General features: G+C 49.5%; 12 protein-coding genes. 2 read left to right on the forward strand and 10 right to left on the reverse strand.

Features of this window, described 5'->3' with window-relative positions; all coding sequences use genetic code 11:
* Entirely contained in the window at window positions 1-1,308 is a 1,308-nt protein-coding gene (locus BLQ32_RS01925) for a CitMHS family transporter (protein WP_074508883.1), read from the reverse strand.
* Window positions 1,309-1,496: 188 nt separating this feature from the next.
* Window positions 1,497-2,360: a LysR family transcriptional regulator gene (locus tag BLQ32_RS01930; RefSeq protein WP_074508884.1), complete on the reverse strand. Its 864-nt coding sequence runs from the start codon at window positions 2,358-2,360 to the stop codon at window positions 1,497-1,499.
* A gap of 130 nt (window positions 2,361-2,490) precedes the next feature.
* On the opposite strand from BLQ32_RS01930, the gene BLQ32_RS01935 reads away from it, so the two are divergent.
* Entirely contained in the window at window positions 2,491-3,618 is a 1,128-nt protein-coding gene (locus tag BLQ32_RS01935; RefSeq protein ID WP_074508885.1) for a 2-methylaconitate cis-trans isomerase PrpF family protein, read from the forward strand.
* A gap of 182 nt (window positions 3,619-3,800) precedes the next feature.
* On the opposite strand, the gene BLQ32_RS01940 is transcribed toward BLQ32_RS01935, so the two are convergent.
* The 3 genes from BLQ32_RS01940 to BLQ32_RS01950 all read right to left on the reverse strand — a co-directional run bounded on the left by BLQ32_RS01940 (window position 3,801) and on the right by BLQ32_RS01950 (window position 5,919).
* Window positions 3,801-4,601 carry a putative protein N(5)-glutamine methyltransferase gene (locus BLQ32_RS01940; protein WP_074508886.1) on the reverse strand — a complete coding sequence of 267 codons (801 nt, stop codon included), beginning with the start codon at window positions 4,599-4,601 and terminating at the stop codon, window positions 3,801-3,803.
* A 211-nt stretch (window positions 4,602-4,812) separates the two neighbouring features.
* Window positions 4,813-5,082, reverse strand: coding sequence for a hypothetical protein (locus BLQ32_RS01945; protein ID WP_074508887.1), 270 nt, complete (start codon window positions 5,080-5,082; stop codon window positions 4,813-4,815).
* 150 nt (window positions 5,083-5,232) lie between these two features.
* Complete coding sequence (locus BLQ32_RS01950) at window positions 5,233-5,919, reverse strand: FusB/FusC family EF-G-binding protein (protein WP_074508888.1); 687 nt, start codon at window positions 5,917-5,919, stop codon at window positions 5,233-5,235.
* Window positions 5,920-6,266: 347 nt separating this feature from the next.
* Here BLQ32_RS01950 and BLQ32_RS01955 point away from each other — a divergent pair, with 347 nt between their 5' ends.
* Window positions 6,267-6,773 carry a DUF6241 domain-containing protein gene (locus BLQ32_RS01955; RefSeq protein ID WP_074508889.1) on the forward strand — a complete coding sequence of 169 codons (507 nt, stop codon included), beginning with the start codon at window positions 6,267-6,269 and terminating at the stop codon, window positions 6,771-6,773.
* A gap of 69 nt (window positions 6,774-6,842) precedes the next feature.
* Here BLQ32_RS01955 and BLQ32_RS01960 read toward each other — a convergent pair whose 3' ends face one another.
* From BLQ32_RS01960 to BLQ32_RS01980, 5 genes are all read right to left on the reverse strand, one after another.
* Window positions 6,843-7,139 carry an antibiotic biosynthesis monooxygenase family protein gene (locus tag BLQ32_RS01960; RefSeq protein WP_074508890.1) on the reverse strand — a complete coding sequence of 99 codons (297 nt, stop codon included), beginning with the start codon at window positions 7,137-7,139 and terminating at the stop codon, window positions 6,843-6,845.
* A 140-nt stretch (window positions 7,140-7,279) separates the two neighbouring features.
* On the reverse strand, window positions 7,280-8,107 hold the full coding sequence (locus BLQ32_RS01965; protein WP_074508891.1) for an alpha/beta fold hydrolase: 828 nt from the start codon (window positions 8,105-8,107) through the stop codon (window positions 7,280-7,282).
* A gap of 98 nt (window positions 8,108-8,205) precedes the next feature.
* Window positions 8,206-9,183 carry a catechol 2,3-dioxygenase gene (locus BLQ32_RS01970; protein ID WP_074508892.1) on the reverse strand — a complete coding sequence of 326 codons (978 nt, stop codon included), beginning with the start codon at window positions 9,181-9,183 and terminating at the stop codon, window positions 8,206-8,208.
* Between the two features lie 23 nt (window positions 9,184-9,206).
* Window positions 9,207-10,415 carry an acyl-CoA dehydrogenase family protein gene (locus BLQ32_RS01975; RefSeq protein ID WP_074508893.1) on the reverse strand — a complete coding sequence of 403 codons (1,209 nt, stop codon included), beginning with the start codon at window positions 10,413-10,415 and terminating at the stop codon, window positions 9,207-9,209.
* Window positions 10,416-10,789: 374 nt separating this feature from the next.
* On the reverse strand, window positions 10,790-12,610 hold the full coding sequence (locus BLQ32_RS01980; protein WP_083335244.1) for a XylR N-terminal domain-containing protein: 1,821 nt from the start codon (window positions 12,608-12,610) through the stop codon (window positions 10,790-10,792).
* Window positions 12,611-12,691: the final 81 nt, after the last annotated feature.

Below are 12,691 nucleotides of genomic sequence, written 5' to 3' on the forward strand. Positions count from 1 at the left end.
TTAAATCGCTCCTGTGATAAACGCCACCGCGATGATGGCGATACAGCAGATAAAGGCCCATTTGAATGCAAACTTCTGCAGTTCGCCGATGTCCTTTTGCACCATGCCTGCAACCAAAAGCGTGGAAGCGACAAGCGGGCTCAGGAAGTGGATCGGCTGGCCGAGAACAGACGCCCGCGCTATGTCCAGCGGACTGACGCCGTAAGCGGCTCCCGCTTCTGCGAGGATCGGCAGGACGCCGAAATAATAGGCGTCGTTCGACAGCGCAAACGTGAACGGCATGCTGGTGATGGCCACCACCAGCGGGTAGAACGAACCGACGGAAGTAGGTATAATCGAAATCAACGAATTGGAGATGGCATCGACCATCTGCGTCCCGGAAAAGATTCCCGAGAAAATCCCGGCTGCAAAAACCAGTACGACCACGGTAATGGCGTTGCCGGAATGCGCCAAAATCCGTTCTTTTTGAAGAGCCAGATTAGGATAGTTGATCGCTGCTGCCAGGACAAAACCGATGATGAAGCTGATTGGCGCCGGCAGTAAGCCGACCACCAAAACCGTCATGACGGTCACAGCCAAGATCAAGTTGACCCAGATCAGCTTCGGCCGTTTCAAATCATTTTCCACCGCATGCGTAGCGGCGACTTGCAGCATACTTTCCGAGCCTGACGGAATCTTCTCTACGGAGATGATGCCAAGCCGGGCCCGTTCTTTCTTGCCCATCAGATACGCGACACCCAATACGCTGAGCATCCCTGCCAGCATCGTCGGCACAATCGGGATGAAGAATTCATTGGCATCCAAGCCAAGCGAGGCGATGGCCCGCGTTGCCGGACCGCCCCACGGCGTCATGCCGCTGACGATACTGACGGATAAAATGGAGATCGTCGCAAGCACCAGCGGATTCATGCCTAAGCGCAGATAAAGCGCCAGCATCGCTGAAACGGTGATCATGTGCGTCGTCGTCCCGTCGCCGTCGAGCGCTGCAATCATCGCAATGACGGCTGTGCCCAGTGCAATTTTCACCGGGTCCCCTTTGACGATTTTCATGACTTTATTGATCAAAGGATCAAACAAGCCGGCATCGATCAAAATGCCGAAGAACAAAATTGCGAACAGCAAGAGCGCTGCGGAAGGCGCAACCTGCTTCAAGCCTTCCATCATCATATCCCCGAGCCCTGACCAGAATCCGCCGATCAGTGCAAAAACAATCGGAACCACTACCAACGCCGCTACCGGCGACATCTTTTTCGCCATGATCAGATACGTAAAGACAACAACCATCGACACCCCTAAAAATGTAAGAATAACAATTACCCCCTTTGAATGTATTCGCTTACAATTCCTAGAAATCTAATAAGATTCCCGGTTACTTAATAATTTGAATTAGTTATAAGAATATTTCATCTAATCCAATAAGTAAAATAGATAAATCTTATTAGAAATGAACAAAAAAACTTATAATCTGATTTCCTGTTCATTTATTCCGTACATTTTTAAAAGGAGGGGTGGTCATTGAGAAAGTCGATGAACTTTTGCACCGTCGACAATTTCAGGAATTCCTGGTTGTACATGAGCCACGTATCCCGCGTCACCGGTTCACCGTTTTTGTAAAACAACGGATATTTGTAAAGCTCGTCTGAAGGGCGCAAGCAAATCTCCGGCAAAATGGCGATGCCCAGATCGTTTTTCACCATCTCTTTGCAGGTTTCCTGCCGGTCTGTTTCCATGGTGATCATCGGCGGTTCGATATAGCGGTTATGCCACCAACTGCTGATGATGTCTTTCAACGAACTGTCCGTCTTGTAATTGATGAACGGCAGTTCCGGCACTTTCTCCAGATCGACTTCTTTTTTGGAGATCAAAAACAATTGCTCCGTCTGCAGCAAGGTCTTCGCCCCCGTCCAGTTGTAGTCGCCGCGAAGAATGCCCAGGTGAACGCCTGAGGAATTGAGCAGCCCCATAATATCCGCACTCCACCCCGTGTTGACGCTGAACTGGACATTTGGATGGGCCGTCAGAAACTCCTTCAATAACGGCGGCAGTTTATATTGCGCAAAATTGCTCGAAACGCCGAGGCGGATCGTCCCCCGTATTTCCTGCTGCATGTTTTGAAGATAGTCTTTTGTGTTCTGGAGCTTTGTGGTCATTTCTTCCGCATACTTGGCCAGGTAAATTCCTTCTGACGTCAGTTCAATCCCTTTTTTCGTTTTGAAGAAAAGCTTGGTCCCGACTTCTTTCTCGAGGTTTTTTAGGCGGTACGTCAAAGCCGGCTGCGAAATGTACAAGCGTTCCGATGCCCGGCTGATGTTTTTTTCTTCATATAGTACTTGCATGGCTTCCCAGTCTTTTTCGTCCATTTCCTTCACTCCATTTATGTTATAAGTTTTTTCGATAAGACACTGAACAAAATATCTATTTCACTTATGACTCAAATTACCATACTCTAATTTTAGAAGCAATAGAATTTTCAGAAAGGTGGTTCATCCGATGAAAGTACCGATTGCCGTCATGCGCGGCGGAACCAGCAAAGGAGTATTCATCAATTACAAGGAAATGCCGGAGGACCGTGTGCTTTGGGACAGCTTCCTGCTCGACATCATGGGAAGCCCCGACCAGCGGCAAATCGATGGCCTGGGCGGAGGCAATTCCCTGACCAGCAAAGCCGCCATCATTAAAAAGTCGGAAGTGAACGGAATCGACGTGGAATATACGTTTGCACAGGTCAGCATCGAAAATCAGCTGGTGGATTTCAAGGGGAATTGCGGGAACATCTCTTCTGCCGTGGGTCCGTATGCCATTGAACAGGGTCTCGTTGCAGCAGTTGCGCCGGTGACCCGGGTCCGGATCTTTAATACCAACACGCAAAAAGTGATCATTGCGGAAGTCGAAGTGGAGGATGGACGGGTGAAAACGGAAGGGCAATGCGAAATCCCCGGGGTTCCCGGGACCGGTTCGCCTATCTATTTGTCGTTTACCGATGCGCAAGGCGCCGTCACCGGCAAGCTGTTCCCGACCGATAATCCGATTGACCGGATCGACACAGGAAACGGCCCGATTGACGTGTCCATCATTGATGTCGCCAATCCCCTCGTTTTTGTGAAAGCGGAAGATGTCGGGTTGACCGGGTCGGAACTGCCGCATGAATTCACGGTGGAAAAGCTGGCGGAATTGGAAGAAATCCGTTCAGCTGCCGCTGAAATGTGCCTGTTTTCAACAAAAGAAGAAGCGACCGTAAAATCGCCCGCTGTACCGAAAATGACGATCATTGCCCCTCCCGAAACGTATTTTGATGTCAACGGCGTGGAACGGCAAGCCGACGGAATGGATTGCCGGATCCGGATGATGTCGATGCAAAAGCCGCACCAGGCCTTGGCCATCACCGGCGCCATCTGCACCACAGCCGGCGCGTTTTTAAAAGACACGGTTTTGAACGACATTATCGAAGTCGAAAAAACCGTCCTGCGCTTGGGCCATCCGTCCGGCATCATCGAGACAAAAGTGGACATGATTGCGGGACATATCGGCAACATCAAAGTGGTCCGCACCGCCCGGATGATTCTGGAAGGCTTTGTCTATACAAAGCACAACTATGTGTACAGCAAATCATTGGCTTAAGGACACGCCTCTTAAAACTTGAGATTTCCAGCCTCCCGCCTTCATACTGGCGGGAGGTTTTGTGTACGCCAGAAATGGCGGAAACTGTCTGCATCATTAAAGCGCTTGAAGGCCAGGCGTTTTAAAGGCAAAAAAATGAGCCAGAGAAGACATCTCCGGGCTCATGTAGTTTGGAAGTATTCTCAGCGGGGCTTTTCCCCGATCACAGCGGTTGCATCCAGATTTTCGTCCCTGACGACTTTGGCATGGAGTCCGGCTTCAACGAATATGTCCAGGGTTTTTGCTCCCTGCGCCTCACTGGCCTCCATCAATAGATGCCCGCCGGAAACAAGCCAGTCGGCCGCTTTTTCCGCAATCCTGCGTTGAAGAGCCAGTCCATCCGCACCACCGTCAAGCGCGTGTTCCGGTTCATACAAACGCGCTTCCCTCGGAAGGAATTGAATCGACTCCGTAGGGACGTAAGGTGGGTTGGCCACTATGAGGTTCACTCGGCCTTTCAATGAATGGGGCAGCACATCATATAAGTCGCCTTGGCAAACACGGCCGCCACTTTCCGTTAAATTGCGGGAAGCACACCGCACGGCTACTGGATCGATATCAACGGCATGCAGCGAAATGGCTTTAACGCCTGCCGCTACCGCAGCGCCGATTGCACCTGAGCCGCAGCATAAATCCACAACAATATCATCTGCCTTGGTTAAGCCTATTGCTTTTTGCACCAGAAACTCCGTGCGCGGCCGCGGGATAAAAACACCGGTTTCGACTTCGATCCGCAAGCCACAAAAATGAGTGAAGCCGAGCACGTATTCAAGCGGCAAACCGTTTGCCCGCCTTTCTATCCAATTCATTAATTCCTCCAGGCTTCCAGCTTCAGAGACGAGCAGACGTGTTTCTTCTTCAGCGAAGACACACCCCTCGTTTCGCAATCGGCCGACGATGCGTTTTCGGGTTTCGGGATCTAACTGTACATGGGTTTTCTTCATGCTCCTCTCACCGCTTCCTTGGCCACTGTTATTTTTCTTTTCTATTCTAGAAATAATATAAATGTCCTTCTTCGACTAGCCTGCTCTGTCAGTTGAAGTCCATGACCTTCCATTCCTCTTCTTTAACATAGCCAATTGAAATAAAATTTAAGAGAATACTTAAAAGGACCTGCTCCCGCTAAGTATTCTCTCACTGTCCGTAAGCTAAGATTTATATTTCCTGATAACTTTTTATAAATTTATCACTAAATTCTCTTGTATTTAAAGGATGCTTTCTATTCTTGGGATGAAAATCGATTTTAAACAAAAATTCTTCATTTAACTTTTTTACTTCTCCTAAGACGTTTTTCATCATTACTTCTTTGTTGTTTTCAATCTTAAAAAGTTCAATCTGCGGCAAGGGATTTCCGTCGTTGTACTGGTAAAAACGATACTGTCCATTTACTGAAGTTACATCAATATTGCTTATTAATGTTTTCATTTTTCCATCTCCTTTTTTTAAGTAGTTTTACTATATAGCAAATGGAAAATTAATGTAAGTAAGCGATAATTGTGAATAACTGTTGTGTTTGAAGTGTATTTTTTCATAAAATAAGGGCTCTCCAGTCTCCTGGAAAGCCCTTTTCTTCATTTATTTCTGGATCATCCCTGTAAATTCCCCAAGCCGTTCCAAAGAATTCAAGTTGCTGTTGCAGACATCGGGGTCCTGGCAGATGTAGTTGCCGCGCTTGATGTAGTTGTCCTGGCCGGAGCTTTTCGTCTTGGCGGTGAACATGCCGACTTCGCTGTGTCGGTTGCAGATCGCGCAGATGCCTTTTTTATGGCTGCGGGTGAGTGAACCGTGGATGCCTTCCAGGCGTCCGTCTTTTTCGTAGACAAGGTACATCAGGCTCGAACTCTCAGTCCAGGCGAGGTACGACAGTTTCTTGAAATCGATGTTCTCGAACTTCGGCCCTTTCAGCTTTTTCGCTTTCGGGAACAGTTTCTTCAAGGCCGCATCGGTGACCGCTTTGAACGGGATGATGTACGGCTCAAGCTGCGCCAGGAAAGCTTCGGCGTCAGCCTTTTCCTTGATGCTTGCGAGCGGGTTCAGCACCGCTTTCTGTTCGGCCGTCAGCGACGGGAACAGCTTGAACACTTTCTCGTGCGCCAGGTGGCGAAGGACGCTCAGCACTTCGGCGTCGTTGCCGGTTGCCTGTCCGGTCACGAGAATCCGTGTCTGGTCTTTAATAAAGTTAAACTGGTCGTTCCGGATAAACGCTTCCGGACGCGCGCCAGTGTTTCCTGTTTTATCGGTTGTTTCTTTTACATGTATCATTAGAGCCACTCCTTATGGGTTGAATTGGATGTCTATAAGGAAGCCGTGTACAGGGAATGACACATTGATGGGCGATTTAGTTGTTGCTTGCCCCACACAAAGGATCGCCATTCGGAATACCCGGCTTTGCATGAGTTTTACGTGACGCTGATAATTGAGATTTCATTATCATCTGATACCACTTCCTTTCACAAACAGGGATTGCTCCCTCATGGGTTTATCATACTTGAATTGATCGTGAGTTTCCAACTGAAAAAGCCCGAAAAACAATATTGCCATCCAAGATCTGGTAGCTGATAATAGTAACGAAGCACTAGCTCGAAAATGGAATCCAAAGGAGTTTTAATGTGAAACAGATTTTGGCAACAACTATTATCAGCTTTGGCGTTATTGCCTTGCTTGCGGTCGGCGGGTATTGGTTTATTCAGCGCGAAGCGGCTAAAGGCGAAGAACCGCCTGCAGTTTCTTCTAGCGTGCAGGCTCCGGAAGTACAGCCCACCGAACAGACTTTGGAGATTGTCGACACCCCCTTTTCAGCTGAGATGGACGAAAAGAAGCTGCAGGACCATCTTCACGAGATGAGCCACAGCAAAGTGTACGCGGCTGATAAATGGGGACAGGTGCGGCTGATCACGCAGGCGAATATTGCAGAGCTGCTGGCGATTGTCGAAGCGAGTAATTTTGAGAAAAAAACCTTTTACCAGAATACACTTGAAGATTGGCAGCGCGGCGACTTTTCGAATGCCGTGGAAGTTCATAACTCCATCTGGACCTGGCACGGCGGAACGGTCGGCAAAGCGACCCGGCTGATGACTGAAGAAGAAGAACAGGCATACACCCGTTCAAACTTCTAAGCCAAACCGCCCTCTATGAAAAAAGAAGATGCTTATAACGGCATCTTCTCTTCAAGCAATAATGAAATTTTATGTAAGATCGATTTTCTCAAAATGCTCCACAACCGGAAACGGTTCATAAAAGTGGTGCAATAATCGCTTCCATTCCTGGTATTCAGGAGATTGCCTGAACCCTACGGTATGGTCCTCTAACCTTTCCCATTCCACTAGCAGCAAATACTTCCCTTTCACTTCCATGCACCGCTGCAATTCGTGGGACAAGTAGCCGTTCATCGAAGAAATAATTGCAGATGCTTGCCGAAAAGCCCCTTCGTACTCTTTCTCCATGCCCGGTTTTACATAAAGCACTGCAGCTTCCAAAACCATGTGAACCCTCCTTCGCCAATTCGGCCATTATAAAAACTATGACTTCTTTTATTGATTCCCCTTAAAATTCCCGATTCCTTCTTTTCCAAACAGAAAGGGAAGACGCCTAGAACCGGCGTCTTCCCTTTCTTGTGCTACGATCACTTGATGAACGTCAAAATATGCTCGACGAACGGTTCGGTTTTTTCGATCTGCGTCCAGTGGCCGCATTCGTTGAAGACGTGCAGCTCGGCGTGCGGCAGGAGTTCGATCAAGCGGTAGCTTGTACGCTCAATCGGAATGACCTGGTCGTTCAGGCCGTGGAACAGCAGCGCCGGAATCTGGATCTGTCGGAGTTCGTCGTCCGTCAGCGCCAGTTCATCGAGTTTGTTTTGGCGCGGTTCCGGGAACATCGCTTCGAACGACTGCTTGACGTCCGGGCGGATGCTCGCCTCGTAGCGCAGACGGACAAGTTCCTCGTTATTCGCCGCTTCCTGGTTGTACGAGAACAGCTTGATCAGTTCACGCATAGACTCCAGGCTTGCTTCGTAGCCCCATACCCGTTCTAAGCCTTCTGAAATAGGGAATTGAATACCTGCACTGCCCATCAGTATGAGTTTTTTCACTAATTCCGGCCTTTGTAAAGCGACATGCAGTGACAGGGCGCCGCCCATCGAATTGCCCACCAGATAGACCGGCCCGTCCGATACCGCTTCGATAAAGCCGATGAGGTGCTCGACCCATAAATCCACGGGATAGTCATTGCTTTCGAGCTTATCCGTTTCACCGAAGCCGATGATGTCCGGGGCGAACACATGATACTTCTCGCTGAGTGTCGGAATAATCAAGCGCCAGTTGGCAAACGCGGAAACCCCCGGACCGGAGCCGTGGATCAGGATAATCGTCTCCTCACCCGTCCCTTCCTCGTGGTAATGCGTGTTGATGCCGTTCACTTCCATGAATTTTGACGCAATCGCTGTTGTTGTCATCATCATTCTCCTTTCATTCTAGTAAATAGGCCAGAAGAAACTATTGCCAGTTTCCTCCAGCCCCTTATTAGTCGATGCCGGGAAATTCATTTTATTTATTATGCATTTTCCACTGGTGCCTTTGTTCTGACCGGTGTCGCGTATTCGAAGAATTCTGCAGGCAGACTCGAACCGTGCCAGATAACCGAATGCTCAAGGTCCACACCTTTCCACTCGACCGTTTTCCAAGCCGGGTCAAAAATCTGGTAGCCTGAATCCCCGAATAACTCAACTCGGTTGCCGCCCGGTTCGATTACATAGAGGAAGTTTGCTTGCGTGACACCATGTTTTCCTGGACCGGATTCAATCTTAAATCCAGCTTCGATTAATAGATCGGCAACATCTGCTAAGTGCTGCGGGTAGCCGTACCAGTAGCAGATGTGGTGCAGACGCCCTTTTTCACCGAGGGCATCGCCCATGACGGCGATGTCGTGCACCAAGTTCGTGACACTCAGCCAAGCCGCGACGTCTTTATCGTCCCCGTCCATGATGCGCTCGCGCACTTTAAAGCCAAGCGCTTCTTCCAGGAACTCCACGTTTTTGTTCGTTTCGCTCGCTGATAAGTTGACATGATCAATGCGGCGGACCGGCACGCCTCTTGCCGGACGCTTTTGAGGACGGTTCAACAACGGTGTTTTCTGATCTTCCGGCGCCTGGTAATATTCCACATCCCACAGAATTTCCATCTTATGGCCATCCGGCAATGTGAACTGGTACGCACGCCCGTGCCCAATATCGCCGTCGATCCAGCCAAGGCCATAGCCTGTCGCTTCGATCGCCTGCACACGGCGTTCCAGCGCCTGCGGAGAAGTGGCACGCCAAGCAATATGCCCGAGTCCCGCTTCGTCATTGGCAGTGATGATCAACGTACTGTGGTAGAAGTCCTCATAAGCGCGCATGTAAACGGAATTGCCTTCGCGGTGGGATTCTTCCATCCCTAAAATTTCTCTGAAAAACTTAATGGATCCTTCAAGGTCCGTGCTGTAAATCTCCACGTGCGCCAGTTGTGCTACATCTAAAATCGGTTCTTTTGTCATTGTAGTTGCCTCCTCAGATTTTTTTACCACGTTGGGTTTCCTTTAAAGCCGAAAATGGATTTTCCGTATGCTGCCAGTGAATCTTCGTACAGATGCGTCGGGTGGACCGCCACAGTCATGATGTCGCGGACGAACATTTCGGTCGGATCGGTTTTGAAAATCGAGTTGCCGCCGAGTGTCAACAAGACGCGCAGCGCCATTTCCGCCGCGTTTTTCGAGACGTAGCCGCGGATGGCAAACAGTTTTTCGCGTTCTTCCTCGTCCAAAGTGGTCATGCTGTTTTCCTGATAATGCGTGAGCCGTTCCAGGTACTCGTTCGATAAGCCTTTCAGCGAGCTCAGCTGAATTTTCATTTCCGCCAGGACACGCTGGCTGCTCGCCGCTTCTTTTTCGTTCTGGCCGTGGTTAAAAATGCGGATGCGGTTTTCGGTCTTGTTCTGGAAAATATCCAAGAGCCGCTCGACGCCGCCGATCTGGATAAACTGGAAGCCCATCAGGAAAAACTGCATATACGGTACGTTGGCGATCTGGTATTCCGGTTCATAATTGTCTTTTCCGAGCCCTTGGCCGGCCATGACGCGGGCCATTTTAAACACCCGGTTCGGCGGAATGTAGACATTGTCGACAAGGACGCCGTTGCTTCCTGTTCCCCGGAGCCCCAAAGTGTCCCAGTTGTCGACGATTTCCACATCGCTCTTGTGGACGATGTACATGCTGTACTCCGGTGCATCGCCGTCTTTCAGCTTCGCCACCGCACCCAGTGCGATCCAGTCGCTCCAAAGCACACCGCTGCAGAAGTTCCACTGGCCGGACAGGCGGTACCCTTCGCCATCGTCGGTCACTTTTCCGACAGGAGCGAACACGTCCGCCATCAGTTCGCCGCTATTGAATAATTCGTCCCGGCTTTCTTTCGGCAAAAACGCCGGCCAGGTTTCGTGGATGACGAAGAAATAACTTAACCAGGCTGCCGGTACGCTGTGGTACGCAATCGTCCGGATCATTTCACCGAATGTGAAGTAATCCAGGTCCTGGCCGCCGTAGACTTTCGGCCGCAGCAATTTATGGAATTCCGCTTCTCTGATCTTTTCAATCACCACATCGGAAAGTTTGGCATTCTGTTCGGCTTCTGAAGCGTGTTTCTCAGCAATCAACCCGATCTGTCTCGCCTTCTCAATGAGTTCGTCCCGGTTGGCTGCCGTTTTTCGGACTGCTGTTTGTTGATTGAGCGTCATGAAAATTCCTCCTCTTGGTAAGCGCTTTCAAACCCCTTATAGCAGCGGTATGAATTAATCACATCATAACCGGCAGAAAAATCAGAAAATAGAGACGGAATCTTTGGAAAATCCGTGGTGTTTAAAACGTTTTTGTTTAAATGATTTTTTACAATAGATTTAAGGCTAATTTGATAAGAGGGAAAACCAGGTCGTTAGAAGCTTTCGAACTTTTTCCATGTTTATAAATATTTTTTGAATATAGTCGAAAGCATTTATTTTAAATCTGTTTTTTCCGCTTGCCGGCTGAAAAGCAACTCAACTTTACCTTTTGTTCTCTCCTTAAACGCACAAAAAAGCCTTGCTGCTGTAGATGCAACAAGGCTTTTTAAATTTTAGATTGTTATCGTCCCTTTTGATTTCAGGATGTTGATCGCCAGGTAGATGGAGAACAGCGCTTCGGTGTCGGCCAGGTCCTGGTTCAGGATTTCGCTGATTTTGGCAAGGCGGTAGCGCAGCCCGCTGATCGACATCGAGGTCTTTTTCGACGTCGCGTTGATGCTATTGCCATTGCAGATATAGGCATAAAGCGTCCGGATCAAATCAAATTCCTTGTCGATGGCGAGCAATTTGCCGATGTGCTGTTCAACAAAACGGTCGATCAGCACATCGTCTTGCACTTGGAACAGTACACTTTCAAGGCCGAGCTTCTTGAAATAAGAGACGTTCGTTTCTTCGTTCGTGGCGCGCAAAGCGGCCAAGGTTTCGTTGTACAGCACGTTGAGCTCCATAAAGTTCTGGATCACCGTCGAAACGCCGACGCAGAATTTATAGCCCGAAAAGCGCTTCAGGCAGTATGTGAACAGATGATTGATGAACTTGTCCTGCGTGATGTTCAAGTTCTCGAACGACGGGTATTCAATCAGGACGATGATCTTGTCGAGCTTCTGCGACACGATTGCATTGACGTTGCGTTCGTTCAGGAACAGGTTGATGTAGCGGATGAGTTCTTCATTAAAGGCGATTTCGTTTTCGGCGTTTTTGCAGTCGCGGCCGATCGTCAGCATCCAGTACGAAGAAGCGGAATTGAAGTTCAGGTAATAGGAGACTTTGTACATCTCCTCTTCTGTCAGCCGGTTCTCGAGCATGTCGTTCAGGAAACTGCGCTTGATGTTCTGTTCGGTGCTGATCCGGATGTTTTCGTTCAACAACAGGATCGCCGACGTCAAGCCCGCTTTTTCGATGATCATGTAATCGAGTTCGTTCGGCTCTTCCCCGGCCGGGTAGACGAACGAGCAGTAGCCTTTGACGTCCTGCTCATAGAAAATCGGCGCGCGCAGCAGCGAAAAGCCGTCGGAATAAGGGCTGAACGTTGTCTGCTTGGCGTTGAACTTGCGCAAATCGAGCGGCTCTTCCAAGTGGCCCGCCTTCACCAGCACCTGGTGGTGGTCGTTTTCGATGAACGCCGTCAAGCCGGTCGTTTCATACAAAATGTCGACAATTTTCTGGATGCCCTGTTTCGACAGCAGCTCTTCGATCAGCCGCTGGTGGATGTCGTTCGCTTTGGCGAGATGGTCGCGCTCGGTTTTCAGCTTGTCGGTTACTTCATCAAGTTCCTGGATGATGCTTGTACCCTGGTAATAGCGCTGCTCCCCGGCAATTTCCTCGCCCCATTTGTCGAGCGGCATGCAGATGCATTTGCATTCCGCGTGCCCCATGCCGCGGCATTCGATTTCCTTTACGAGGACCGGCTGCCCGAGAACGGTCGACAGGTAGCCGCTCGCATAGCCGCATAAAGTATGGCAGACGGGTTCTGCGCTCTTGTCATTCGCGAGCAGGTACTGGTCCGCTTCAAAGGTGTTGATCCACAGCACTTCGATGAATTCGAGCTGGTCTTTATCCGTCCCGATTTCCAGGATTTCCACTTTGTCGAGGTAGCCGTGCAGCTGGTGGAATTTCGGTCCGGCGTAGACCGCGTCCCAGACGCTATCCCATTCGAACTGCTTGGCTTTTTCGCCGTCGTTCACGCCGCAATGCCAGCCGTAGCGGGTAAAAACCCCTTTCGTGCGGTCTTTGCCGATAACTTTGACCAATTCATTTTTCAAGGCGGTCCGCGCTTCGATCGGAATCGTGATGACCCGGTCGTATAGTTCATTGACCACCGTGTCTTTTTTTGCGTCGAATAAATCTTTCAAGTTCAGCGGTTTGGCTTCCATTCTCATTTCCCCTTTGTCTGAATAGGATGTGGGCCTTGCCCGGCAACGGCTGCTGGATACCAATAAACAATCTTTGTGAAA

The organism is Planococcus glaciei (genome assembly GCF_900099655.1).
In the GTDB taxonomy this organism is placed as follows: domain Bacteria; phylum Bacillota; class Bacilli; order Bacillales_A; family Planococcaceae; genus Planococcus; species Planococcus glaciei.

Excerpts from the sequence above, each read along its gene's own strand:
- BLQ32_RS01930 (WP_074508884.1), bottom strand. The coding sequence starts at position 2,360 with ATGGACGAAAAAGACTGGGAAGCCATGCAAGTACTATATGAAGAAAAA.
- BLQ32_RS01935 (WP_074508885.1), top strand. The coding sequence starts at position 2,491 with ATGAAAGTACCGATTGCCGTCATGCGCGGCGGAACCAGCAAAGGAGTA.
- BLQ32_RS01940 (WP_074508886.1), bottom strand. The coding sequence starts at position 4,601 with ATGAAGAAAACCCATGTACAGTTAGATCCCGAAACCCGAAAACGCATC.
- BLQ32_RS01945 (WP_074508887.1), bottom strand. The coding sequence starts at position 5,082 with ATGAAAACATTAATAAGCAATATTGATGTAACTTCAGTAAATGGACAG.
- BLQ32_RS01950 (WP_074508888.1), bottom strand. The coding sequence starts at position 5,919 with ATGATACATGTAAAAGAAACAACCGATAAAACAGGAAACACTGGCGCG.
- BLQ32_RS01960 (WP_074508890.1), bottom strand. The coding sequence starts at position 7,139 with ATGGTTTTGGAAGCTGCAGTGCTTTATGTAAAACCGGGCATGGAGAAA.
- BLQ32_RS01965 (WP_074508891.1), bottom strand. The coding sequence starts at position 8,107 with ATGACAACAACAGCGATTGCGTCAAAATTCATGGAAGTGAACGGCATC.
- BLQ32_RS01970 (WP_074508892.1), bottom strand. The coding sequence starts at position 9,183 with ATGACAAAAGAACCGATTTTAGATGTAGCACAACTGGCGCACGTGGAG.
- BLQ32_RS01975 (WP_074508893.1), bottom strand. The coding sequence starts at position 10,415 with ATGACGCTCAATCAACAAACAGCAGTCCGAAAAACGGCAGCCAACCGG.
- BLQ32_RS01980 (WP_083335244.1), bottom strand. The coding sequence starts at position 12,610 with ATGGAAGCCAAACCGCTGAACTTGAAAGATTTATTCGACGCAAAAAAA.